Genomic DNA, 21,946 nt, shown 5'->3' on the forward strand with positions numbered 1-21,946 from the left:
GTCGCGTTGCCGGGACGCCTTGGGGACAGCCGCGCAGAACCGGCCGTCCTCGCGGCAGGGTGGGCCTCGCCACGGCGCCGGTCGGCCATCGGGCGAAGACGGTGAGAGCGCCGGACGGCTACGTGAGTGCGGCGGTCGGTGCCGGGACGCGCCTGGCATCGGTGCGGGGACGCGCCTGGCATCGGTGCCGGGACGCGCCTGGCATCGGTGCCGGGACGCGCCTGGCATCGGTGCGGGGACGCGCCTGCAGTCGGGGCGGGGACGGGCTTGGCGTGCGTCGTGCGGGGCCGGGCTCGCCCGGACCCGCACCGACGGGCTCGTCCGGTCAGGCGCGCGCGGTTCGGGCGGCGCGGAACAGGGGGATCAGGTTGAGGGCGAGGCCGACGACGGCCACCCCGCTGACGAGGTTGACGCCGGCGTGGAATCCGCCGAAGTCGCCGCCCTCGTGCGCGGCGCCCGCCACCAGGGCGGTGACGCCCGCCAGGACGAGGGCGGCGCCGACCTGTCCGGACGTCTGCACGAGGCCGGAGGCGAGTCCCTGCTCGGAGTCGTCGATGCCGTCCGTCGCCTGCCCCATGATGGAGCTGAATCCGAACGCGAACCCGCCGCCCAGCAGGATCATCGTCGGGAGCACGGTGAACGTGTAGTGCGGGGTGTTCCCGGCGGTCGCGAGGAACCAGACGTAGCCGAGGCTCAGCGACGTCATCGAGCTGATGATCAGCGGCGCGGTGCCGTACCGGTCGATCAGGCGGCCGACGAAGGGGGAGCCGAACGCGACGATGAGCCCGGCCGGCAGCAGCCCCATCGCCATCTTGAGCGGCGACCAGTCGAGAACGTCCTGCAGGTACAGCGTCATCATGAACTGGAAGCTCAGGTATGACCCGAACAGCGCGACGATGCTCAGGTTCGCGCGGACGATCGTCCCGACCCGCAGGATCCCGAGACGGATCAGCGGGTGCCGGACCCGGTTCTCGGTGACGACGAAACCGACCAGCAGCGCCACGGCCGCCACGATGGACACGACGGTGAGCGGGTCCAGCCAGCCGCGCTCGGGCGCCGACACCACGGTGTAGACGGCGAGCAGCATCCCGCCGGTCAGCGTCACCGCGCCGACGAGGTCGTGTCCGCCGTTCGCCGCGGGCCGGTCACGGGGGATCAGCGCGATGCCCGCGACGAGTGCCACCAAGGCGAGCGGGACCGGGGTCAGGAACGTCCAGCGCCAGCCGAAGCTGGTCAGCAGCCCGCCGAGGATCAATCCGGACGAGTAGCCACTGGCGCCGAACACCGAGAACACCGACAGTGCCCGGTTGCGCGCGGGTCCCTCGTGGAACGTGGTGGTCAGGATCGACAGTGCGGTCGGTGCGGTGAACGCCGCCGCGAGGCCCTTGACGAAACGGGTGGCGATGAGCAGCGCGCCGTTGTCGACCAGGCCGCCCACCAAAGACGCGACGGCGAAGACGGCCAGCGCGATGAGGAAGACCCGGCGACGGCCCAGCAGGTCGGCCGTCCGTCCGCCCAGCAGCAGGAGGCCGCCGTACCCGAGGACGTAACCGTTCACGATCCACTGCAGCGATGTGGTGGTCAGCCCGAGTTCGGCGCCGATCGAAGGCAGCGCCACGCCCACCATGGACACGTCGAGCCCGTCGAGGAACAGCACGGCGCACAGGACGGCGAGGACGCCCCACAGCCGGGGAGTCCAGGTCTGTTCGGGTGGTGTGCGGACGGCTGAGGCAGGTGAGGTGTCGGTGATAGTCACGCCGCAGGACAGTACATGCACACGCATCCAATGTCCACGCATTAAATTCCTGCGCATCTAATGCATGTGCATGGTATGATGCGCGCCATGGAGTCGGAGGCCGCTCTCATCAGCCGCTGGCGCACGCTGGCGACCTGCTACAACACCGTCGCGTGCAACCTCGATCGGGTCTTGCAGGAGGCGCACGGCCTCAGCATGAGCGAGTACGAGACGCTGGACCGGCTCGTCGAGGCGAACTGCGAGAAGCGCCGCATGCAGGACATCGCCGCGGACATGTACCTCAGCCAGAGCGCTCTCTCGCGCACGGTCGCCCGTCTCGAGAAGCACGGCCTGGTGGAGCGCGCCATCTGCACGGACGACCGCCGCGGCGTGTTCGTCCGCCTCACCGCAGAGGGTCGCGAACGCCACACCGCCGCCCGCGGCACCCACCTGAAGATCCTCGCCGAGCACCTCGAACCCGAGCCGGTCCGCTGACACCGAGCCCGAACGATCGTCCGGCCCCGAGAACGGCACCCTGTGAAGTCGCGGTTCTCCGACCCCGGATGGGCGATATCAGGACCCGATGAAGTCGTCGCTTCCTCGGGGATTCGGTTCATCGGCACCGGAACGGTCGTGAGCGTAAACTCGCCGTCATGGCGGACAGGGAAGAGGTAATCGCCCGCTGGACGTGGGTGTACGACTACGACGAAGACCCGCCGGGCGGATTCGTGTTCGGACGGTTCAAACTCCGCTCCGATGGGGTCCTGCTGCGGGCTTACCGCGACCACGGCGAAGACTGGAAAAAGGTGGACTGGTGGCCCGGAGAAACAGACCTCCTGCGCGCCATGCAACTGCTGCACCGACGCGGTTACGAACTCAAGGACGGCCCGAACGTCCATACGTGAGGCGGTGAAGACAGCGTTGCGATGAGCCACGAGCCCCCAAGAATCGGCGAACTGTTTCCGGAGCTGACCGGTGAACTCGTTGACCTTCTCCACGCAGAAGGGGAGAACGATCTCGCCGCCTCCGTACCGTTCCTACGGCTGACGCAGTGGTGCGAATGCCAGGACTCTTTCTGTAAGAGCTTCTATACGGCTCCGCCACCGCAGGGTAAGTACGGTCCCCACCATCGTTGCGTGGCCTTGCTGCCGGACAGCGGAATGATCATTCTCGACGTCGTCCTCGGCGAGATTCAGTACGTCGAGATTCTCGATCGGCCTTCGTTGAGTTGAGTTCGAAACTCGCCTCCACCATCCGGGAGGCGCCGAACCTCGTCCGCTGCTTCCGGATGCCATCGACGCGACCGCCCCGGGCATGTGAGTGCTGCCACGCAAAAGCCCCCTTGCGGTGATCGCAAGGGGGCTTTGAGGTGGAGCCGCCTATCGGAATCGAACCGATGACCTATTCATTACGAGTGAATCGCTCTGCCGACTGAGCTAAGGCGGCGCGCCGTGCGAGGCACGGCGGGATGAAGTCTACCGGGTCTCGCGGGTGCTTGCGTACCCGGTTTCAGAGGCACACGGTTCCGTCCTTCGGCGGCTCGGTGGTGACGAGGTACCGGTCGGTGGCCCGGCTGATGCAGGGATCGGCCTGCAGGTAGGCGGTGTGGCCGTCGCCGTCCAGGGTGAGCAGGACGCCGGACTGCAGCTGGCTGGCGAGGCTCTGGGCCCACGAGTAGGGGGTCGCGGGGTCGCGGGTGGTGCCGATGACGAGGATGGGGGCGGAGCCCTTCGCGGTCACGGGGGCGGGCGCCTTGTCGGTCTGGGTCGGCCAGTACACGCACGGGAGGCCGCCCCAGACGACGAACTCGCCGAAGAGGGGCGCGGACTTCTCGGCCTTCCCGACGGCCTCGGCGTAGGCGTCGACGTCCGGCGGGTTGGGCTTGTCGACGCAGTTCACGGCCATGTTCGCGTCCGTCTGGTTGCTGTAGGAGCCGTTCTCGCGGTCGACCATCTGGTCGGCGAGCGTGAGGAGGATGGTTCCGTCGTCGCGCTGCATGGCCTGGGTGAGACCTTGGCGGAGGGTCGGCCAGTACTCCTTGGCGTACAGGGCGGCCGCGATGCCCATCGTGGCGAGGGACTCGGTGACCTTGCGGCTGTCGCCGCGGGCGGTGAGGGGCTTCCGGTCGGTGTCGGCGAGGAACTTCTCGAGGTTCTGGACGGCCGCGTCGGTGGACGTGCCGAGGGGGCAGCCCGGCTGGGCGGTGCAGTCCTCGGCGAAGGCGCGGAAGGCGGTCTCGAAGCCCTTGGCCTGCTCGACCAGGATGTCGGTCGAGGAAAGGCGGGGGTCGACGGCGCCGTCGAGGACGAGCGCGCGGACGTTCTTCGGGAACTGTTCGGCGTAGAAGGCGCCGAGGTAGGTGCCGTAGGACGCGCCGTAGTAGGTGAGCTTGTCGTCGCCGAGGGCGGCGCGGAGGACGTCCATGTCGCGGGCGGCGTCGGCGGTGCCGACGTGCGGGAGGGAGGTCTTCTCCTTGGCTTCGCAGTTGTCCGCGAACTGTTCGCTGCGTGTGGCGAGGGTTTTGCGTTCGTCCGGGTCGTCCGGGGACGAGTCGGTGGCGAAGAACCGGTCGAGCTGGTCCGTGGTGTTGCAGCGGACGGGGCCGCTCTCGCCGACGCCGCGGGGGTCGAAGCCGACGATGTCGAAGCGCGCGCGCAGGTCGCCGCCGAACGCGGCGGCGGCCTGGCGGACGAAGTCGACGCCGGAACCGCCGGGCCCGCCGGGGTTCGTGAACAGCGAGCCGATGCGTTCGGACTTGTCGCGGGCGGGGAGCCGGATCACCGAGATGCCGACCTTCTCGCTCTGGGGCTTGGCGTAGTCGAGCGGGACCTGGACGGTCGCGCACTGGAAGCCGCCGCCGCAGTCGCGCCAGTCGGGCCGCTGGTCGTAGAAGGTGCCGAGGCCCTCCGGGACGCGGCTCGCCATCGTCGCCTCGTCGCCCCCGCCGTCACATCCGGTGACCGCGGTGAGCATCAAGGCGATCGTCGCACCGATGGTCTTCGCTGCCCGCACTCCGGCCCCCGTCTCGTCGTTGCGGCTCGTATGCCGGTGCCTACGCTACGTCTACCGGTGGGCCGGGACCACCACTTCGACGATGCGCATCGGCGTTCTATGCCGTCCGGGAGCCGCTGAATCCCCTGCTCGAAGCCCTCCGTTTCGCGAATGCCCGTTTCCGGCGGGTCGGGTCGACGGCCGCGACGAGGTTTACATTGAACGATGGGACGGTGGGCGATGGTGTGATGCCGATCGCTTTCGGCGGCGGCGTCTTGTGGGGCGACGCCTGGTTACGCGACCGTAGGTTACGCGCTAGTAGGTTCCGGTTCGGGAGGCGACGTGACCATGCTTCGAGCGACGCGGCTGCTGACGACGCCGCTGCTGCCGGACGACTACCTGGGGCTGCTCAATCCGCTCTGGAGCACCGCCGAACCGCGGGGACGGGTCGAGGCGGTGCGGCACGAGGCGCCCGGGGCGGCGACGCTCGTGATCAAGCCCGGACGGGCGTGGCGGGGGCACCGTCCGGGGCAGTGGGTCCGCGTCGGGGTGGACATCGGCGGTGTGCTGCACCGGCGGACGTTCTCGCTGTCGTCGCCGCCGCGCGCGGACGGGCGGATCACCGTGACGGTGAAGGCCGCACCGGACGGGTTCGTGTCGAGCCATCTGGTGCACCGGATCCGGCCGGGCGCGGTCGTCCGGCTGGGGGCGGCGGAGGGCGGCTTCGTGCTGCCGCGGGTGGTGCCGGAACGGCTGCTGTTCGTCACCGCGGGCAGCGGGATCACGCCGGTGATGTCCATGCTGCGGCACCTCGCCGAGCGGGGGGCGAGGGCGGACGTCGTGCTCCTGCATTCGGCGCGGACGGCCGACGACGTGATCTTCGGGGCCGAGTTGCGGCGGCTGCCCGGGGTGCGGTTCCGCGAGCGGCACACGCTGGTGGAGGGCCGGTTCACGCCGGACGATCTTCCCGGCGACTGGGCCGAGCGGGACGCCTGGGCGTGCGGCCCCGAGGGGCTGCTGGAGCGTCTCGCGGGGCTCTGGCGCGACGCCGGTGTTCCGGAGCGGCTCCGGGTGGAGCGGTTCCGGCCCGCGCTGTCCGCGGCGGGCGGCGACGGCGGGGTCGTCCGCTTCACGCGGAGCGGCGTCGAGGTGGCGGCCGACGGCGCGACGACGTTGCTGGCCGCCGGGGAGGGCGCGGGCGCGCTGCTGCCGAGCGGCTGCCGGATGGGCATCTGCCACGGCTGCGTCGGGCGGCTCGCCGCCGGACGGGTGCGCGATCTGCGGACGGGACGGGTGCACGGGGACGAGGGCGAGATCGTCCAGACGTGCGTGAACGCGGCCGCCGGGCCGGTGGAGATCGAACTGTGAGGAGCACGCCGATGACTGCGGAGTTCGAAGCGATCGCCCGGGAGCTCGACGCGATCGGGGCGGAGGTCATGGAGGGGCTCGGGGAGGACGACGCGGGCTACATCCGGCGGGTGATCCGGTGGCAGCGGGGACTGGAGATCGGCGGACGGGCGATGCTGCTGGCGTCGGCGCTGCCGCCCGCGTGGATCGCGGGGACGGCGGCGCTGGCGGCCGCGAAGATCCTCGAGAACATGGAGATCGGGCACAACGTCATGCACGGCCAGTGGGACTGGATGCGCGATCCGGAGATCCACTCGACGGTGTGGGAGTGGGACAACGTGTCGCCCGCCGAACAGTGGAAGCACTCGCACAACTTCGTGCACCACACGTTCACGAACGTCGTGGGCAAGGACAACGACGTGGGTTACGGCATCCTGCGCGTCGCGCCCGAGCAGGCGTGGCACTGGGCCTATCTGCCGCAGCCGCTGTACAACGTGCTGCTCGCGATGTTCTTCGAGTACGGGGTGGCGCTGCACGACCTGGAGATCGACAAGGTGCGGGCCGGGACGCACGACCGGGAGGAGACGCGGCGGAAGCTGCGGGAGATCGGCAAGAAGGCAGGGCGGCAGTGGGGCAAGGACTACCTGGTGTTCCCGCTGCTCAGCGGCCCGCAGTTCCTGTCGACGCTGGCCGCGAACTTCACCGCGAACGTCGTCCGGAACGTGTGGGCGCACACGATCATCTTCTGCGGGCACTTCCCCGGGGACGTCGAGGTGTTCGAGGAGGACCGGCTGGACGGCGAGTCGCGGGGCGAGTGGTACGTGCGGCAGATCAAGGGTTCGGCGAACATCACCGGCGGACGGTTCCTCCATCTGATGTCCGGCAATCTGAGCCACCAGATCGAGCACCACCTCTTCCCGGACATGCCGAGCAACCGGCTCGCGGAGGTCGCGCCGCGGGTGCGGGCGCTGTGCGAGAAGTACGGGCTGCCGTACCACTCCGGTCCGCTGTCGCGGCAGGTCACCTCTACGTGGAAGAAGATCCTCCGGTACGCGCTGCCGGCTACTTGACGACGGCGGCGCTGAACGTGGGCGGGTCGCCGAGCATGCCGCGGTGGGATCGGGGACGGCTGCCGTCGATGTCGGTGACGCCGAGTTCCGCACCGAGTTCGGCGCCGATCAGCACCTGGCCCGTCCACTTCATGGGGTCCGCGGAGCGGGCGAGGGCGTCGATCAGCCGGCCGCTGAACTCGGGCGTTTCGGCTCCGGCGGCGAACGACTCGTACCGGTCGGGGACGCCGTCGAAGAGGGCTCGGTTGCGTTCGGTCTTCAGCAGCCCCATCCAGAGGGAGATCACGGCGACGTTGTGGGGGCGGAAGTCCTCGGCCATGTCGTGGGCCATCTTGTCGACGGCCGCTTTGCCCGCGCCGTAGGCGGGTCCGTGCATGTAGCAGCGACCGCCGAAGGAGGAGGTGTTGACGACCAGTGCCGTGTCCCGCTCGATCAGCAGCGGCGCCGCGTAGTAGCTCGCCACGTAGGCCGAGCGCATGCCGACGTCGAACATGCTCTGCAGCGCGAGGGGCTTCTCCCAGAACGGTCCCTTGTCGGTGAGGCCGTCGGGGATCGTGAACGCGTTGTTGACGAGGACGTCCAGCGCGCCGTGTTCGCGTTCGACCCGCTCGAAGAGCGCGCGCACCTGGGCGTCGTCGGAATGGTCGCAGATCACCGGGACGCCGGTGCCGCCGCGCGCGTCGATCTCCTCGGCGGTGCCGGAGACGGTGCCCGGCAGGTCCGCGCCGCCCTCGGCGCGGGTCCGTCCGGTCACGTACACGGTCATGCCCGCCGCGCCCAGCGCGAGCGCGATGCCCTTGCCGGCGCCGCGGCTGGCGCCGGTGACGACCGCCACCCGGTTCTCGGTCATTCGCCGTTCCTCCTGAGGAATTCCAGCATCGTCGCGGTGGTCTCCGCGGGTTTCTCCATCTGCATCATGTGTCCCGCCGCCTTGAGCATCCGGACGTCGCGGACGTCGGCGTGGTGGTCGCCGAGCTTGGTCAGCGGGTCGTCGCCGTGCCAGCCTTCGAGGTCGGCGTCCTGCTCGCTGCCGATGAAGTAGTACGGAACGGTGGTCCGCTCGTTCCCGTACGACTTGCGGTGCTCCCAGGAGAGGTCCATGGCGCGGTACCAGTTGAGGCCGCCGGTGAAGCCGCTGTGGCTGTACTCGGCGACGTAGAACTCCAGTTCCGTCTCCGTCAGCCACGTCCACGGGAGCGGCGGCGTCTCCGGCAGGGCGTCGATGTAGGACGTCCCGGCGGGCCGCTTCCACACGTCGAGGTAGTGGTAGTCGCTGGAGAGCGCGTAGAACACCTTGCGCAGGAACTCGCGGGGCGCGGCGGCGAGATCGTGGTCGGCGACGCCGGGCGCGGCGAAGTAGTGGATGTGGTTGAAGTGCCGTTCGGCCTGCCGGGCGGCGAGCGTCAGCGGCGACTCTCCCTGGACGGCGTGAAGAACGGGTTCTCGAGCGCGATGAGCCCCGCGACGCGTTCCGGGTGGTGGTGGGCGAGGTCGTAGGCGGCGAACAGGCCGAAGTCCAGGCCGCTGAAGACCGCCTTCTCCTCCCCGAGGTGGTCGAGGAGGCCGACGAGGTCGCCCACGATGCGGTCGACGCCGTATTCGCGGTGGTCGGCGGGACCGCTCGTCCGGCCCATGCCGCGCATGTCGGGGGCGACGACGCGGAACCCGGCGTCGGCGAGCGGGCCGATCTGGTGGCGCCAGCTGAACCAGAGGTGCGGGAACCCGTGCAGCAGGACGACCAGCGGCCCTTTCCCCTGCTCCACGTAGTGGACGTCGAGGTCGTTGATGCGCGCGTACCGATGACTCCAGCCGGCCATGCCGTGGTCCCTCCGGTGCAGGTGCCGATCAACGGAATCTGCACGACGGCGGCGTCCGACGGCACCGTGGTGTCTCGCTCAGTGGGAACCGGCGCCGGGAATCCTCTTCAGGACGGGCGTTCGTCGAGGCCGTCGCCGTAGCGTTCGTCGTGCTGTTTGCGGGGGGAGCAGACGGAGGCGGACGGGCAGGAGCAGCGGCGGGAGCCGACCTTCACGGTGACGCGGTCGCCGGGGACGTTGTAGCCGATGACCTGGCCCTCGCCCTCCGGGGTGTCGACGCGGGAGCCGAGCCGCGGCGCCTTCTCCTTGAACTCCATGTACAGCGGGTGCTCGTATTTCAGGCAGCACATGAGCGGCCGCAGGCACCGGCGATGCGGAGCGGGTTGACGGGGAGGTCCTGTTCCTTGGCCATGCGGACGGAGACGGGCTCGAAGTCCTTGAGGAAGGTGGCGCAGCACAGGTCTCGGCCGCAGGGGCCGATGCCGCCCTGCAGGCGGGCCTCGTCGCGGGGGCCGACCTGGCGGAGTTCGACGCGGGCCTGAGGGTGCGGGCGAGGTCGCGGACGAGCGCCCGGAAGTCGACGCGGTGCGGGGCGGTGAAGTAGATCTTGACGACGTTGTCGGCGTCGAGGAAGTCGACGCCGATGACCTTCATCGGGAGTTCGTGGCGGCGGATGAGGCGCTTGGCGACGGTGCGTCCCTCGGCGCGGCGGCGGCGGTTCGTCTCGTCGCGGGCGAGGTGCTCGTCGGTGGCGGGTCCGGCGCATTCGGGGAGGCCGTCGATGTCCTCGGAGACCCACTGCGGGGCCCACACGCATTCGGCGACCTCGGGGCCGGAGTCGGTGGGGACGAGCACCTTGTCGCCGACCTTGGGGCTGTGCGAGCCGGGATCGAGGTAGTAGAGGCGTCCGTACCGGGTGAAACTGACTGCCATCACCATGCCCACGGTTTCGCTCCGTTCGCCCGGTTCCGTGCGTCCACCTTAGGCGTCACCAGGCGACGTCGGCGAGGTCCTTCCCGGGGAGCGGGTCGCCGTCGCGGGTGTGGAGGCCCCGGCGAGGGCGATCAGCGCACCGTTTTCGGCGGGATCGAGGGCTGTGAGCTGGGATTGTCCCTGGGTCTGGTGTTCCCAGAGGGTTTGTTGTGGTTTGCCGGTGGAGGCGTAGGTCTGGATCGTGAGCCGCGTCTGCCGCACGGCGCCGGTGACGATCGTGGTGCCGTCCGGGCGCAGGATCGCGGTGCTCACGCCGGACGGCAGCTTCAGCAGGGCCTTGCTGTGCTTGAGGTCGGCGACGGGGGCGGCGGTGTCGATCGTCCGGACCTGGCTTTCGCGGGCGGCGGAACCGGTCCAGACGAACGCGAGGGTGTCGCCCGACCAGGAAGGGCTGCCGACGACGCCGGTCAGCGTGGTCGTCCACCGCTTGCGCGCGCCGGTGTCCAGGGCGAGGACGTCGACGCGGGCGCGGCCGCCGTCGAAGCTCACGTAGGCGAGGCGGTCGCCCTCCGGGGTCACGGCGAGCGCGGGCCGCAGGCGGGCGGACGGACGGGCGTCGGCCACCGGGATCGTCGCCTTCGGGATCGGGGCGAGCTCCTCGGGACGGCCGTCGTCGTCGAGGCGGAGGCGCTGGAACGTCGCCGTCCCGCCACCGGACGACGCGACGATGTACGTGCCGTCCGGGGCGGACTCGACGGACGTGAAGCGGCGGCCGGGCGGCGGCGCGACGGGCAGGGCGGTGTCGGCACCGGTGCCGGTGTCGCGGACGACCAGCGCGGAGCCGTCCGCGACGACGCCGACGGCGAAGCGCGGGGCGGTCTGCTCGGCGTCCGACGCGGCCTTCGCGCTGCGGGCCTGCTCGGCGCCGTACCGCCGTTCGAGCACGTCGAAGCCGCCGCCGATGACCGCCACCAGGCCCGCGGCGACCGCGATCGGGACGAGCCCGCGCAGCCATGAGCCCCGTGCCGGTTCCTCGCGCGTCTCGTGCCTGCCGTCCATGGGGGTGACCCGCACCTGCCTCTCCGCTCCGTACGAACTTCTCGTTTCTATCTCATGTACCGGAGCGCAATACGCCGGGAATGCGGTGTTACCGCTTCGAGGCCGAACTTCGGCGTTCAGCCGAGGGCCGCGGCGGCGGCGCGGGCGGCGTCCAGCAGGGACGCCCGGTACGAGCCGCCGAACAGCGCCACGTGGACGAGCAGCGGGTGCAGCTGGTGCAGCGGGACGCGGGCGCGCCAGCCGTCCGCGAGCGGCGCGGCCTCGTCGTAGGCGGCGAGGATCCGGTCGAGCAGCGGGGTGCCGAACAGCGCCAGCATCGCCAGGTCGGTCTCGCGGTGCCCGCCGTGCGCGGCCGGGTCGATCAGCAGGGCGCGGTCGCCGGTCCACCGGACGTTCCCCGACCACAGGTCGCCGTGGATCCGGGCGGGCGGTTCGGACGGTCCGGCGAGCGCCTCGGCCGCGTCCATGATCCGCTCGACGAGCCGGACGTCGCCGTCCGTCAGGTGCGGGGCGGCGCGGCGGAGGAACGGGGCGAGGCGGCGTTCGGCGTACCAGCGGGGCCAGGCGCGGCGTCGGGCGTGTTGTCGAGGGGGAGGTCGGCGATGTACCCGTCCCACGGCGCCCCGAAGACGTCCGGACGGTCCGTGGTGTGCAGGGCGGCGAGGTCGCGGCCGAGGCGTTCGGCGGCGTCCGGGGCGGGCGGCGCGGACGGCAGCCACGGCAGGACGATCAGGTGTTCGTCGGACGCGACGACCTCGGGCACCGGGCCGGGGGCGAGCCACCGGAGCCCGGCCGCCTCCGCCGCGAACACCCCGGCGGACGGCGGCCCGGCGGCGACGGCGGGGCAGCGGCCTCACGAACACCTCGCGGCCGTCGCCGAGGGACGCGCGGTGCAGCGTCCACGCGTGGCTCGAACCGAGGTCGTGGACGCGCGCCACGTCCGTCCCGAGCAGGCGTTCGAGACGTGCGCGCACCGGTCAGGCGGCCTTGAGCCCGGAGCGGATCTCGTCGAGCAGGCCGGGCAGCGCGGCCTCGACCTGTTCGAGGACGAGGTCGAAGTCGGCGCGGCCGCCGTAGTACGGGTCGGGGACGTCGAGGTCGCCGCGGGCGGCCGGGTCGAACTCGCGCAGCAGCCGGACCTTCGCGCGCGCCTCCTCGCTCGGCGCCATCGACCGGAGCGCCCGCGCGTGGCCCTCGTCGAGCGCGAGGATCAGGTCGTAGCGGGCGAACCAGACGGGCTCGAACTGGCGGGCGGCGTGCGCCGAACGGTATCCGGCGCGCCGCAGCGCCGCGATCGTCCGGTCGTCGGCGGGGTCCCCGACGTGCCAGTTGCCCGTGCCGGAACTGTCGACCTCGACGTCCAGGCCCTCCTCCTCGACGTGGTGGCGCAGCACGGACTCCGCCATCGGGGACCGGCAGATGTTGCCCGTGCAGACGAACGTCACTCGGTACGGCATGCCCCCATGATGCCCGACGTCAGTCCTTGACCTCGATGGTCACCCTCTGGACGCCGGGGAGGTCCTGCACGATCCGCTGTACGGCGGCGGCGTTCTTCTCTTGGGCGGCATCGTTCGCCGCGGGCCGCAACCAGACGCGGTACCCGTCCGGAATGTCGCCCACCTCGCTGCTCTTCTCGAACTGGGGGAAGTCCTCGAAGCGCTTCTTGAACCTCTCGTACGCCTCCCGCTTCGTCTCGTACTCGACGCGCTCCACCCCTCGGATGGTCTCCACTCGCTTCTCGACCAGCATCCTCTGCCGCACCGTCGCAGGTCGCCCATCGCACGGTTCGCGGGTCGATGTGCGGATGCAGAAGTACACGTGGATCTGCGCCGCCGTCTGGGGCGGGGACGCGGACGGCGACGGCGCGGTCAGCGGTGCGGCGGTCCGGTCCGTCCCGTCCGTCCCGCCGAGGACGCCGCCCGCGAGGACGCCGCCGACGCCGCGGCGCCGAGCGCCCCGGCGGCCGCCATCGGGACGAACCGGCGGACCGTCCGGGCCCGGCGCGCCTCGGCGAACCTGGGCGGGGGGACGTCCCCGGGCTGCAGGGTCTCGGCCACTGCGTCCAGCGCGTCCTTGAGGCGCTCCTCGGTCCCGTTCACTTGTCCTCCTCCAGGATCCGGCCGAGCGCCGCGAGCGCCCGGGACGTGGTCGACTTGACGGTGCCGAGGCTGACGCCCATCGCCTGCGCGATCTCGGCTTCGGACAGGTCGCCGTAGTAGCGCAGGACGAGCGCCTCGCGCTGGCGGCGCGGCAGCCGGTGCACCGCGGCGAGGACCTCCCGGCGGTCCTCGCCGATCATCGCCGCCGACTCGGCGGACCAGACCGGGGGCTGGTGGAGCGTGCGGAACGGCCGGCGGCGGCGCCGCACCGCCGTCCGCGACCGGTTGAGGACGGCGGACCGGACGTAGGTCAGCGCCTTGTCGCGGTCGCGCAGCCGCGGCCAGGCCGCGTAGAGGCCCGCGAAGGCGTCCTGGACGACGTCCTCGGCGGTGCCGCGGTCCCCGACCATGATCAGGGCGAGGCGGGTCAGCCCGAGCGCGTGCCCCCGGTACAGCTCGGTGACCGCGGCGGACGCGTCCGTTTCGTCGGCCGTGTCCGCCCGTGTGCTCGCCCGTGGCTCGGCGAGCGCCGTGTCAGCGTTCATGTCCCAGAGACACCGCGGGCCCCTTCGGGTTGCTCGCGCCCGGCGATTTCCCGCCCGGCGCCGCCGCGCGACCGGCCGCGCCGGGCGCAGCCGGTGCGGAGCGCCATGGTGAGGGCCTCGACGGCCAGGAGCGGGTTGACGTTCGCGTCGAGGCGTTCCCGGCACTCCATGATCGCGTCGAGGCGCCGGAGGGTGCCCTCGGGACGGGTCTCGGCGGCGGCCGTCCGCAGCTCGGGGCCCAGCTCGGTGTTGACGAGCTCGCCGCCCGAGCCGAACTGGAGGGTGAGGACGTCCCGGTAGTAGGACGCGAGGTCGAGCAGCGTGCGGTCCAGCGAGTCCCGTTTCACCCGGGTCGCCCGGGATTTCTGCCGGTCTTCGAGTTCCTTGAGCGCGCCGGCGGTGCCGCGCGGCATCCGGCCCTTCGCGCTCTCCCCGAGGGCCTGCCGCAGCTCGGCGGTCTCCTGCGCGTTCAGCTCCTCGGTCGTCGCCTTCGCCTCCGCCTCGGCGGCCTTGACCAGCGCGTCCGCCGCCATCGCGGCCGGGCCGACGGACGTCAGGCGGCGCGGCACGGCGAGCACCTGCGCGCGGCGCGCCGCGCGTCCGGGTCGGGCGGCGAGGCGCCGCGCGCGGCCGATGTGCCCCTGCGCGGCGCGCGCGACGATGTCGGCCGTCTCGCGGTCCACGCCGTCGCGCTGGACGAGCACGTCCGCGACCGCGCCGATCGGCGGCGTCCGCAGCGTCACCAGCCGGCAGCGGGACCGGATGGTGATCAGCAGGTCGTCCGGGGCGGGCGTGCACAGCAGCCACAGCGTGCGCGGCGGCGGCTCCTCGATCGCCTTGAGCAGCGCGTTCGCGGCGCCTCGGTGGCCCGGTCGGCGTCCTCGAACAGGACGATCTGCCAGCGGCCCACGCTCGGCGACGACCCCGCCCGCAGCACCAGCGCCCGCGTCTCCTTGATCCCGTACGACAGGCCCTGCGGCCGGACGACCTCGAGATCGGCGTGCGTGCCCTGCAAGACCTGGTGGCACGCCGCGCAGTGCCCGCAGCCGCGCGGGATCTCGGTGCACTGCAGCGCCGCCGCGACGCCCGCGCCGCCGCGGACCGTCCGGAACCGGGCGGGCCGGTGAACAGCCACGCGTGCGCCACGCCGCCGGAGCCGTCCGCGGCACCGGACAGCTGCTCGACGACCGGATCCTGGCCCACCAGGTCGTTCCAGACGCTCATGGCGTCAAGGCTACGGGCCCGGCGGGGCTCAAACGTCCCTGATCGCGGGGAAGGTGTGCGTCGCGTCCTCGGTGCCGAGCGGGATCGGGTCGGGCAGGATCTCGCGGATGCGGTACTGGATCTCGCGGCTCAGCTCGGCCTGCGGACGGGACGCGTCGAGCACGAGGTAGCGGTCCGGTTCGGCGTCGGCGAGCGCCCGGAAGCCGCCGCGGACCCGCTCGTGGAAGTCCTGCGGCTCGGACTCGATGCGGTCGGCGGGCGCCGACAGCCGGTTCAGGCCGGTGCGCGGCGGCACCTCCAGCAGGACGGTCAGGTCCGGGACGAGCCCGCCGGTGGCCCACTCGTTGACGCGGGCGATCTCGTCGACCGGCTGCTCCCGCCCGAACCCCTGGTAGGCGAGGGACGAGTCGATGTACCGGTCGCTGACGACGATCGCGCCGCGCTCCAGCGCGGGGGCGATCACGTTCGTGACGTGGTCGGCGCGGTCGGCGGCGTACAGCAGGCTCTCGGCGCGGATCGACAGGCCGGTCGTCTCGCGGTCCAGCAGCATCGCGCGCAGCCGCATGCCGATCTTGGTGGCGCCCGGTTCCTGGGTGGTGACGACGTCGTAGCCGTGGTCGCGCAGCCAGATCGCGGCGAGCCGGGCCTGGGTGGTCTTCCCGGCGCCCTCGCCGCCCTCGAACGCGATGAACACGCCGCGGTTGCGGACGGTCGCCGCGGGCTGTTCCGGCTCGACCGGTTCCTCGCCCGGCGGGACGTACACCTCGCCGCGCAGCGCGGCCCGCAGGTCCGGGACGAGCGGGACGCCGCGCCGGTCGTCCGCCCGGCGGTACGCCAGCAGGCCCGCGAGGAGCGCGACGACGGCCGCGATCAGCAGCGCCGCGCCCGTCCCGGCGAGGTCGTAGACGCCGCCGCCGAGGTCGATGCGGGTGTCGCCGAGCGCCCCGGCCAGCGGCGGGACGGCCGCGACCGCGACCAACGCGGTGACGAGCGCGACCGCGCGCGGGTACGCGGGGCTCGGCGCCTCGACGGCCTCTTCGGCCTCTTCGTCATCGGCGGGCGGCGGCGCCAGGACGGACGTGCCGCACGCCCACGCGGCGCCCGCCGCGACGCCCACGAACGCGGTCGCGAACACCGCGACCGGGAGGTTGGCGACCAGCGCGGTCACGATCAGCGCGAGGCCGAGCTCGCGACGACCGCGAGGCCCAGCAGCCGGCGGCGGCTGAACGGGCCGAGGACGCGCGGGCCGAGGAAGATCCCGAAGCCGAGCCCGGCGGTCAGCGCGAGCAGGACGGCGCCGTACCCGGCGTCGCCGCCGCCGAGACCGGCCGCGTGCAGCCGGGCCGCGCCGACGACCGCACCGGCGGCCAGGGCGGCGCCGGTGGTCGCGGCGCCGAGGCCGTGCGGCGCGCCCGTCCGTCCGCCGCGCCGCCCCGGAAGCATCAGCGCGAGCGGGGACGGGGACGTGCACGGGCTCGGCGGCGCGGGACGCCTTGGAGCAGGCGCGACGGCGACGGCCGCGAGCAGGACACCGCGGCGTCACGTACAGGACGAGGTCGGTGCGCTCGCCGGTGCCGTCGAAGATCCCCGCGCCGATGAGCGCGAGGACGGTGAACAGCGCGGCGGCGACCGGGCCCGCGACGACACCGTGCGCAGGGCCGAACGGCGCGCGGCGGCCCGCAGCCCGCTCGTCCCGCCGTCCGGGCCGTCCGGTCCGTCGTCCGGCAGGCCGTCCGGGACGAGCGCGGGCGGCGACGCGAGCGCGACCGGCGTCCACACGGCGCCCAGCAGGCCCACGAGGAACGCGGCGGCGAGCGTCCAGGGGAGCATGTCGAGCAGCGGCACGGTCAGGACGATCACGAACCGCAGCGCGTCCGCCGCGAGCAGCACGACGCGGCGGTCGACGCGGGCGGCGAGCAGGCCCGCGAGCGGCGCGAGGAGCACCGCCGGGAGCAGCAGCAGCCCGAGGACGCAGCCGACGGCCTGCGCGCGCGCGGCGACGTCCTCGCCCTGGGTCAGCGCGACGGCCGAAGCCGTCAGGGCGGGCACGGTGAGCCATTGCCCGGCGGCGGACAGCGACAGTGCCGGCCTGAGCCGCCGGTACGCCCTTGGCTCCGGGAGCGACGAAACGCCCGGCTGCGGCGCGGCGGGGTACGGCCGGGTGGCGTCCGTTCTGGTCATGTCCGTCAGAGTATCGGCGTCCTTGTCGCTATGACCCCGACTTCGTCGAGGACTTCGTGGACGACTTCGCGGCGGGCTTCGCGGACGACTTCGCGGGCGCCCGCTTCCGCGGCGCGGGCTTCTTCTTCCCGCCCCCCGCGGCGACCTTCTCACGGCGCTCCGCGAGCAGCTCGGCGGCGCGCTGGATGGTGATCGACTCGACCTCGTCGCCCTTGCGCAGGCTCGCGTTCGTCTCGCCGTCGGTCACGTACGGGCCGAACCGGCCCTCCTTGACCACCACCGGCTTGTCGCTCGCCGGGTCCTTGCCCAGCTCGCGCAGCGGCGGCGCGGCGGCGGCCCGGCGGCCCCGCTGCTTCGGCTGCGCGAACAGCTCCTTCGCCTGCTCAAGGGTGACGGTGAAGAGTTCGTCCTCCGCCCCAAGGGAACGGCTGTCGGTGCCCTTCTTGATGTACGGACCGAACCGTCCGTTCTGGGCCGTGACCGGTTCGCCGTCCAGTTCACCGACCGTCCTGGGCAGAGACAGAAGCTTCAGGGCGTCGTCCAAGGTGACGGTGTCGAGCGACATCGACTTGAACAACGAACCCGTCCGCGCCTTGGGCTCGTCCGCCTTCTTGGTGCGCTTCTTCTTCTCGCCTTCCGCGGGTGCGGGCGACTCTGGCAGCACCTCGGTGACGTACGGGCCGAACCGTCCGCTCTTGGCCACGATCGTGTGCCCGGTCTCTGGGTCGACGCCCAGTTCCCGGTCACCGCTCGGCTGCGCGAACAGCTCTTCCGCCTTCTCGGCGGTCAGCTCGTCCGGCGCGATGTCCTCGGGGATGTTGACCCGGTTGCCGTCCCTGTCCAGATATGGCCCGTAACGCCCGACCCGGATCATGATGTCGGTGCCCTTGAGCGGGAACGAACTGATCCCCTTGGCGTCGATGTCGCCGCTCTCGCCCACCAGCTCCTTCAGGCCCTCGGCGCCGTTGTCGCCGAAGTAGAACCGGTTCAGCCACGGGACGCGCTGGGCGTTCCCGTTCGCGATCTCGTCGAGACCGTCCTCCATGTGGGCGGTGAAGTCGTAGTCGACCAGGTTCCCGAAGTGCTGCTCCAGCAGGTTCACCACGCGAACGCCAGGAACGACGGGACGAGCGCGGTGCCCTTCTTGAACACGTAGCCGCGGTCGAGGATCGTCCCGATGATCGACGCGTACGTCGACGGGCGACCGATCTCCCGCTCCTCCAGCTCCTTGACCAGCGACGCCTCGGTGTAGCGGGCGGGCGGACGCGTCGAATGCCCCTCGGCCTCGACGTCCCGTCCGCTCAGCCGGTCGCCCTCGGCCAGGTTCGGCAGCCGCCGCTCCTGGTCGTCCCGGTCGGTCGACGGGTCGTCGGCGCTCTCCACGTACGCCTTCAGGAACCCGTGGAACGTGATCGTCTTGCCGGTCGCGCCGAACTCGGCCGTCTCGCCCCGCGTCGACTCCCCGGTCACCCGGATCGACACCGACTGCCCGGCCGCGTCCTTCATCTGGCTCGCGATCGTCCGCTTCCAGATCAGCTCGTACAGCCGGAACTGGTCGCCCGAAAGGCCCGTCTCACCCGGCGTCCGGAACGTGTCGCCCGCCGGACGGATCGCCTCGTGCGCCTCCTGCGCGTTCTTCACCTTCGACTGGTAGACGCGCGGCTTGTCCGGCACGTACTCCCCGCCGAACAGCGACGCCGCCTGCCGCCGCGCCGCCGTGATCGCCGTCTCCGACAGCGTGATCGAGTCGGTTCGCATGTAGGTAATGAAGCCGTTCTCGTACAGCTTCTGCGCCACCGACATCGCGTACTTCGCGGAGAAGCCCAGCTTCCGGCTGGCCTCCTGCTGCATCGTCGTCGTACGGAACGGCGGGTACGGCTTGCGCGTGTACGGCTTGCGCTCGACCGACTTGACCTCGTACGGACGTTCGCGAAGCCGTTCGGCCAGCGCGCGCGCGGCGTCCTCGTCCAGATGCAGGGCATCGCGGGTCTTGAGCGTGCCGTCCGACGCGAAGTCGCGGCCCTGCGCGACGCGCTTGCCGTCCACCGACACCAGCCCGGCCTTGAACGACGTGGGCTCCTCGTCCTTGCCCGTGTCGAACCGCGCCGAGATGTCCCAGTAGTGCGCGGGGACGAACGCGATGCGCTCCCGCTCGCGCTCCACCACCAGCCGCGTCGCCACCGACTGCACCCGGCCCGCCGACAGCTTCGGCATGACCTTCTTCCACAGGACCGGGCTGACCTCGTAGCCGTACAGCCGGTCGAGGATCCGCCGCGTCTCCTGCGCGTCCACGAGCCGCAGGTTCAGCGTGCGCGGATTCGCCGCCGCCTGCCGGATCGCGTCCTTGGTGATCTCGTTGAAGACCATCCGGTGGACCGGCACCTTCGGCTTCAGGACCTCCTGGAGGTGCCAGGCGATCGCCTCGCCCTCCCGGTCCTCGTCCGTCGCGAGGAACAGCTCGTCCGCCTCGGCCAGCAGCTTCTTGAGCTTCTGCACCTGCTGCCGCTTGTCGGTGTTGACGACGTACAGCGGCTCGAACTCGTGCTCGACGTTCACGCCGAGCTTCGCCCACGGCTCGCCCTTGTACTTGGCCGGCACCTCCGAGGCGCTCCCGGGGAGGTCCCGGATATGGCCGATACTGGACTCCACGATGTAGCCACGGCCGAGGTAGCCCGCGATCGTCTTCGCCTTCGCGGGCGATTCGACGATCACCAGGCGGGTCCCGGCCCCGTTCTGGCCACTCTTCGCAGTGCCGTTCTTGGCTGGCACAGTCGCTCCAACCTCGCTGTCCTGGTCTTGCTCAGGGTTTTCCTACACAGGCTTCCTACAACGTCACGTGACGGCGCGTTCATGCCCGCGGGTTCCCGCCACCGATCCGATGAGCCCGCCCCGTCCGTCCCGGACGGCGCAATTCCCACCGCCGCGCCTCCGACAGGATGACATGCCGACGCCGCCCGCGCGGACCGGGTCGCCACCGTAGAACAGCGGAACCCTGCCGGACCAAGTAATAATGGTGGCAATGGCGGAGTACACCTACCTCGTCCTCTCACTGCCGCGCGGCACCACCCGCGACACCGCCCGGCAGATCCTCACCGAGCACGCCGAACGCGGCGGCTGGGAAATCGATCGTCTGCGCCTCTACCCGGACGGGCGGCGCCGTATTCAACTGCGGCGCAAGGTCATCCGGCAGGTCCGCACGTTCTGAGACAAGGCTTTGCCCGTCCCGGTCCGCGCCGCCGGGACGGGCAAAGCGTGTGCGACCCCAAGGGTCGCGCCTACACCCGGTGACCGTACCACCACAGTTCGCATGCGCGGCGGTAAAAACCCGGGAAAGTCAGGCGTGATCAAGAAACCTGTCGAGGACGCGCACGCCGAACTTCAGCCCGTCCACCGGCACGCGCTCGTCGATTCCGTGGAACATGCCGGAGAAGTCCAGCTCCGGCGGGAGCCGGAGCGGAGCGAAGCCGAAGCACCGCATCCCCAGCCGGGCGAACGCCTTCGCGTCCGTCCCGCCGCTCAGGCAGTACGGCACCGGCAGCGCCCCCGGATCCTCCGACATCAGCGACTGCTCCATCGCCGCGACGAGCGCCCCCTCGTACTCCGTCTCCAGCGCCTGGTCGTGATGGACGAACCCGCGTTCGACGCCCGGCCCCAGCAGCTCGTCGACCGTCGCGAAGAACTCGTCCTCGTACCCCGGCAGGAACCGCCCGTCCACCTGCGCCGTCGCGCTCTGCGGAATCACGTTCGTCTTGTACCCCGCGTCCAGCCTCGTGGGGTTCAGCGTGTTCTTGAGCGTCGCGCCGATCATCCGCGCGAGCGGCCCGATCTCCTCAAGGCACGCCTCCGGCCGCTCGGGGTCGAACTCCACCCCGTACGCCATGCACGCCCGTTCGAGGAACGCCCGCACCGTCTTCGTCAACCGCACCGGGAACTCGTGCGACCCCAGCCGCCCGACCGCCGCCGCCAGCGCGGTGACCGCGTTGTCCGGATGCACCATCGACCCGTGCCCCGCGGTCCCCGTCGCGGTCAGGTTCATCCACGCGATGCCCTTCTCCGCCGTCTCGATCAGGTACATCCGCCGGTCACCGGGCACCGTCAGGCTGAACCCGCCGACCTCCCCGATCGCCTCCGTGCACCCCTCGAACAGCTCCGGACGCTCGTCCACCAGCCACTGCGCGCCCCACTTGCCCCCGGCCTCCTCGTCCGCGAGGAACGCCAGGACCACGTCCCGCGGCGGCCGCCGCCCCTCCCGGAGGCGCTGCCGCACCACCGCGAGGATCATCGCGTCCATGTCCTTCATGTCGACGGCCCCGCGCCCCCAGACGCACCCGTCCGCGATCTCCCCGCCGAACGGGTCGCGCGTCCAGTCGTCCCGGCGGGCCGGCACCACGTCGAGGTGCCCGTGCAGGAGCAGCGCGTCCCGCGAAGGGTCCTCCCCCTCGATCCGCGCCACGAGACTCGCTCGTCCCGGATGGCTCTCGAAGATCCGCGACTCCAGCCCCACCTCGTCGAGCCGCTCCGCCACGTACTCGGCGGCCGCGCGCTCTCCGGGCCCCGAGTGATCGCCCGGGTTGCTGGTGTCGATCCGGATCAGCTCCTGACACAGCCGGACGACCTCGTCCTCCGCAGTCACCCGATCCCCTCCGGTCGCCTGCACGTCCCTCACCCCCGGTGTCCTTCGCACGTCCCGTCCATGGTGCCCGCTCCATCGCCGTCCCCGCGACCGCCCAACCTTTGGTATCGTGAAGCGCGCCGCAGCCGCAGTGCCGCGTGCGAAGCAAGTCCGGGTGGCGGAATAGGCAGACGCGCTAGCTTGAGGTGCTAGTGCCCTTTACGGGGCATGGGGGTTCAAGTCCCCCCTCGGACACAGACCGTTTCCTCGAATACGGGGGCATCGGCGTTACCAGGCGATCCGGGTCGAGATTAGTCTCGACCCGGATTTTTT

24 protein-coding genes, 2 tRNA genes and 3 pseudogenes are annotated in these 21,946 nt (G+C 71.6%); 7 read left to right on the top strand and 22 right to left on the bottom strand.

Annotated features, from left to right (window positions below; genetic code table 11):
- Positions 1 to 325: 325 nt before the first annotated feature.
- The gene (locus BJF79_RS24755; protein WP_262402524.1) at positions 326 to 1,756 is read right to left on the bottom strand and encodes an MFS transporter; all 1,431 of its coding nucleotides are present in this window, start codon (positions 1,754 to 1,756) and stop codon (positions 326 to 328) included.
- 87 nt (positions 1,757 to 1,843) lie between these two features.
- Between BJF79_RS24755 and BJF79_RS24760 the strand changes: the two genes are divergently transcribed.
- The 3 genes from BJF79_RS24760 (at position 1,844) to BJF79_RS24770 (ending at position 2,967) form a co-directional block, all read left to right on the top strand.
- Positions 1,844 to 2,230: a MarR family winged helix-turn-helix transcriptional regulator gene (locus BJF79_RS24760; RefSeq protein WP_075900981.1), complete on the top strand. Its 387-nt coding sequence runs from the start codon at positions 1,844 to 1,846 to the stop codon at positions 2,228 to 2,230.
- 158 nt (positions 2,231 to 2,388) lie between these two features.
- Positions 2,389 to 2,640 carry a hypothetical protein gene (locus BJF79_RS24765; protein ID WP_075900861.1) on the top strand — a complete coding sequence of 84 codons (252 nt, stop codon included), beginning with the start codon at positions 2,389 to 2,391 and terminating at the stop codon, positions 2,638 to 2,640.
- Positions 2,641 to 2,661: 21 nt separating this feature from the next.
- The gene (locus tag BJF79_RS24770; protein WP_075900863.1) at positions 2,662 to 2,967 is read left to right on the top strand and encodes a hypothetical protein; all 306 of its coding nucleotides are present in this window, start codon (positions 2,662 to 2,664) and stop codon (positions 2,965 to 2,967) included.
- Positions 2,968 to 3,105: 138 nt separating this feature from the next.
- Here the strand turns inward: BJF79_RS24770 and BJF79_RS24775 are convergent.
- Both BJF79_RS24775 and BJF79_RS24780 read right to left on the bottom strand, forming a co-directional pair.
- Positions 3,106 to 3,181 (bottom strand) — tRNA-Thr (locus tag BJF79_RS24775).
- 63 nt (positions 3,182 to 3,244) lie between these two features.
- Positions 3,245 to 4,747, bottom strand: a complete 1,503-nt coding sequence (locus BJF79_RS24780) for an alpha/beta hydrolase (protein WP_262402525.1) — start codon at positions 4,745 to 4,747, stop codon at positions 3,245 to 3,247.
- A gap of 327 nt (positions 4,748 to 5,074) precedes the next feature.
- Here BJF79_RS24780 and BJF79_RS24785 point away from each other — a divergent pair, with 327 nt between their 5' ends.
- Entirely contained in the window at positions 5,075 to 6,094 is a 1,020-nt protein-coding gene (locus tag BJF79_RS24785) for a ferredoxin reductase (RefSeq protein WP_075900985.1), read from the top strand.
- A gap of 11 nt (positions 6,095 to 6,105) precedes the next feature.
- On the top strand, positions 6,106 to 7,143 hold the full coding sequence (locus tag BJF79_RS24790) for a fatty acid desaturase family protein (protein ID WP_075900865.1): 1,038 nt from the start codon (positions 6,106 to 6,108) through the stop codon (positions 7,141 to 7,143).
- Here BJF79_RS24790 and BJF79_RS24795 read toward each other — a convergent pair.
- The 18 genes and pseudogenes from BJF79_RS24795 to topA form a co-directional block, all read right to left on the bottom strand.
- Positions 7,136 to 7,993, bottom strand: coding sequence for an SDR family NAD(P)-dependent oxidoreductase (locus BJF79_RS24795; RefSeq protein ID WP_075900867.1), 858 nt, complete (start codon positions 7,991 to 7,993; stop codon positions 7,136 to 7,138). The genes BJF79_RS24790 and BJF79_RS24795 overlap by 8 nt on opposite strands.
- On the bottom strand, positions 7,990 to 8,436 hold the full coding sequence (locus BJF79_RS61425) for an alpha/beta fold hydrolase (protein ID WP_262402526.1): 447 nt from the start codon (positions 8,434 to 8,436) through the stop codon (positions 7,990 to 7,992). Before BJF79_RS61425 ends, BJF79_RS24795 begins: the two co-directional genes overlap by 4 nt.
- Positions 8,437 to 8,546: 110 nt before the next feature.
- Complete coding sequence (locus BJF79_RS61430) at positions 8,547 to 8,960, bottom strand: alpha/beta fold hydrolase (RefSeq protein WP_262402527.1); 414 nt, start codon at positions 8,958 to 8,960, stop codon at positions 8,547 to 8,549.
- 107 nt (positions 8,961 to 9,067) lie between these two features.
- On the bottom strand, positions 9,068 to 9,310 hold the full coding sequence (locus BJF79_RS61435; RefSeq protein ID WP_262402528.1) for a hypothetical protein: 243 nt from the start codon (positions 9,308 to 9,310) through the stop codon (positions 9,068 to 9,070).
- Entirely contained in the window at positions 9,298 to 9,453 is a 156-nt protein-coding gene (gene ricT, locus BJF79_RS61440) for a regulatory iron-sulfur-containing complex subunit RicT (protein ID WP_262402541.1), read from the bottom strand. Before ricT ends, BJF79_RS61435 begins: the two co-directional genes overlap by 13 nt.
- Before the next feature lie 104 nt (positions 9,454 to 9,557).
- A pseudogene (locus tag BJF79_RS61445) lies at positions 9,558 to 9,899 on the bottom strand (PSP1 C-terminal domain-containing protein); the annotation flags it as partial.
- Between the two features lie 42 nt (positions 9,900 to 9,941).
- Positions 9,942 to 10,967 (bottom strand): hypothetical protein, encoded by a 1,026-nt coding sequence (locus BJF79_RS24810; protein ID WP_075900869.1) that lies wholly within the window; start codon positions 10,965 to 10,967, stop codon positions 9,942 to 9,944.
- Positions 10,968 to 11,068: 101 nt separating this feature from the next.
- Complete coding sequence (locus BJF79_RS61450) at positions 11,069 to 11,569, bottom strand: fructosamine kinase family protein (protein WP_410050134.1); 501 nt, start codon at positions 11,567 to 11,569, stop codon at positions 11,069 to 11,071.
- Positions 11,452 to 11,763: a fructosamine kinase family protein gene (locus BJF79_RS67230; protein WP_410050135.1), complete on the bottom strand. Its 312-nt coding sequence runs from the start codon at positions 11,761 to 11,763 to the stop codon at positions 11,452 to 11,454. The genes BJF79_RS61450 and BJF79_RS67230 overlap by 118 nt, the downstream gene beginning before the upstream one ends.
- A 166-nt stretch (positions 11,764 to 11,929) precedes the next feature.
- A complete protein-coding gene (locus BJF79_RS24820; RefSeq protein ID WP_075900871.1) occupies positions 11,930 to 12,409 on the bottom strand; it encodes a low molecular weight protein-tyrosine-phosphatase in 480 nt (159 codons plus the stop codon).
- 19 nt (positions 12,410 to 12,428) lie between these two features.
- Positions 12,429 to 12,770: a permease-like cell division protein FtsX gene (locus tag BJF79_RS24825; RefSeq protein ID WP_158079281.1), complete on the bottom strand. Its 342-nt coding sequence runs from the start codon at positions 12,768 to 12,770 to the stop codon at positions 12,429 to 12,431.
- A gap of 50 nt (positions 12,771 to 12,820) precedes the next feature.
- Positions 12,821 to 13,051 carry a hypothetical protein gene (locus BJF79_RS24830; RefSeq protein WP_075900875.1) on the bottom strand — a complete coding sequence of 77 codons (231 nt, stop codon included), beginning with the start codon at positions 13,049 to 13,051 and terminating at the stop codon, positions 12,821 to 12,823.
- The gene (locus BJF79_RS24835) at positions 13,048 to 13,596 is read right to left on the bottom strand and encodes a SigE family RNA polymerase sigma factor (RefSeq protein ID WP_075900877.1); all 549 of its coding nucleotides are present in this window, start codon (positions 13,594 to 13,596) and stop codon (positions 13,048 to 13,050) included. The genes BJF79_RS24830 and BJF79_RS24835 overlap by 4 nt, the downstream gene beginning before the upstream one ends.
- A gap of 89 nt (positions 13,597 to 13,685) precedes the next feature.
- Positions 13,686 to 14,820 (bottom strand): annotated as a pseudogene (locus tag BJF79_RS24840) (DNA polymerase III subunit delta'); the annotation flags it as partial.
- Positions 14,821 to 14,848: 28 nt separating this feature from the next.
- A complete protein-coding gene (tmk, locus tag BJF79_RS55810; protein WP_158079282.1) occupies positions 14,849 to 15,988 on the bottom strand; it encodes a dTMP kinase in 1,140 nt (379 codons plus the stop codon).
- Between the two features lie 2 nt (positions 15,989 to 15,990).
- Complete coding sequence (locus BJF79_RS55815; protein WP_158079283.1) at positions 15,991 to 16,263, bottom strand: hypothetical protein; 273 nt, start codon at positions 16,261 to 16,263, stop codon at positions 15,991 to 15,993.
- A 96-nt stretch (positions 16,264 to 16,359) separates the two neighbouring features.
- Positions 16,360 to 17,001: a hypothetical protein gene (locus tag BJF79_RS55820; RefSeq protein WP_158079284.1), complete on the bottom strand. Its 642-nt coding sequence runs from the start codon at positions 16,999 to 17,001 to the stop codon at positions 16,360 to 16,362.
- A gap of 28 nt (positions 17,002 to 17,029) precedes the next feature.
- Positions 17,030 to 19,770 (bottom strand): annotated as a pseudogene (gene topA, locus BJF79_RS24850) (type I DNA topoisomerase).
- Positions 19,771 to 20,020: 250 nt separating this feature from the next.
- On the opposite strand from topA, the gene BJF79_RS24855 reads away from it, so the two are divergent.
- Entirely contained in the window at positions 20,021 to 20,206 is a 186-nt protein-coding gene (locus tag BJF79_RS24855) for a DUF5703 family protein (RefSeq protein WP_075900879.1), read from the top strand.
- A 129-nt stretch (positions 20,207 to 20,335) separates the two neighbouring features.
- Here BJF79_RS24855 and BJF79_RS24860 read toward each other — a convergent pair whose 3' ends face one another.
- On the bottom strand, positions 20,336 to 21,634 hold the full coding sequence (locus tag BJF79_RS24860; protein ID WP_143220143.1) for a M20/M25/M40 family metallo-hydrolase: 1,299 nt from the start codon (positions 21,632 to 21,634) through the stop codon (positions 20,336 to 20,338).
- 148 nt (positions 21,635 to 21,782) lie between these two features.
- Here BJF79_RS24860 and BJF79_RS24865 point away from each other — a divergent pair.
- A tRNA-Leu gene (locus BJF79_RS24865) sits at positions 21,783 to 21,868 on the top strand.
- Positions 21,869 to 21,946 lie beyond the last annotated feature (78 nt).

Origin of the sequence: Actinomadura sp. CNU-125 (assembly GCF_001942465.1) — a bacterium.
Classification (GTDB): domain Bacteria; phylum Actinomycetota; class Actinomycetes; order Streptosporangiales; family Streptosporangiaceae; genus Spirillospora.

Coding starts and splice junctions, on each gene's coding strand:
- BJF79_RS24770 (WP_075900863.1), top strand. CDS start 2,662: ATGAGCCACGAGCCCCCAAGAATCGGCGAACTGTTTCCGGAGCTGACC.
- BJF79_RS24760 (WP_075900981.1), top strand. CDS start 1,844: ATGGAGTCGGAGGCCGCTCTCATCAGCCGCTGGCGCACGCTGGCGACC.
- BJF79_RS55815 (WP_158079283.1), bottom strand. CDS start 16,263: ATGCTTCCGGGGCGGCGCGGCGGACGGACGGGCGCGCCGCACGGCCTC.
- BJF79_RS24785 (WP_075900985.1), top strand. CDS start 5,075: ATGCTTCGAGCGACGCGGCTGCTGACGACGCCGCTGCTGCCGGACGAC.
- BJF79_RS24820 (WP_075900871.1), bottom strand. CDS start 12,409: ATGCCGTACCGAGTGACGTTCGTCTGCACGGGCAACATCTGCCGGTCC.
- BJF79_RS24790 (WP_075900865.1), top strand. CDS start 6,106: ATGACTGCGGAGTTCGAAGCGATCGCCCGGGAGCTCGACGCGATCGGG.
- BJF79_RS61435 (WP_262402528.1), bottom strand. CDS start 9,310: ATGTGCTGCCTGAAATACGAGCACCCGCTGTACATGGAGTTCAAGGAG.
- BJF79_RS55820 (WP_158079284.1), bottom strand. CDS start 17,001: ATGACCAGAACGGACGCCACCCGGCCGTACCCCGCCGCGCCGCAGCCG.
- BJF79_RS24835 (WP_075900877.1), bottom strand. CDS start 13,596: ATGAACGCTGACACGGCGCTCGCCGAGCCACGGGCGAGCACACGGGCG.
- BJF79_RS24765 (WP_075900861.1), top strand. CDS start 2,389: ATGGCGGACAGGGAAGAGGTAATCGCCCGCTGGACGTGGGTGTACGAC.
- BJF79_RS24795 (WP_075900867.1), bottom strand. CDS start 7,993: ATGACCGAGAACCGGGTGGCGGTCGTCACCGGCGCCAGCCGCGGCGCC.
- BJF79_RS61430 (WP_262402527.1), bottom strand. CDS start 8,960: ATGGCCGGCTGGAGTCATCGGTACGCGCGCATCAACGACCTCGACGTC.
- BJF79_RS24855 (WP_075900879.1), top strand. CDS start 20,021: ATGGCGGAGTACACCTACCTCGTCCTCTCACTGCCGCGCGGCACCACC.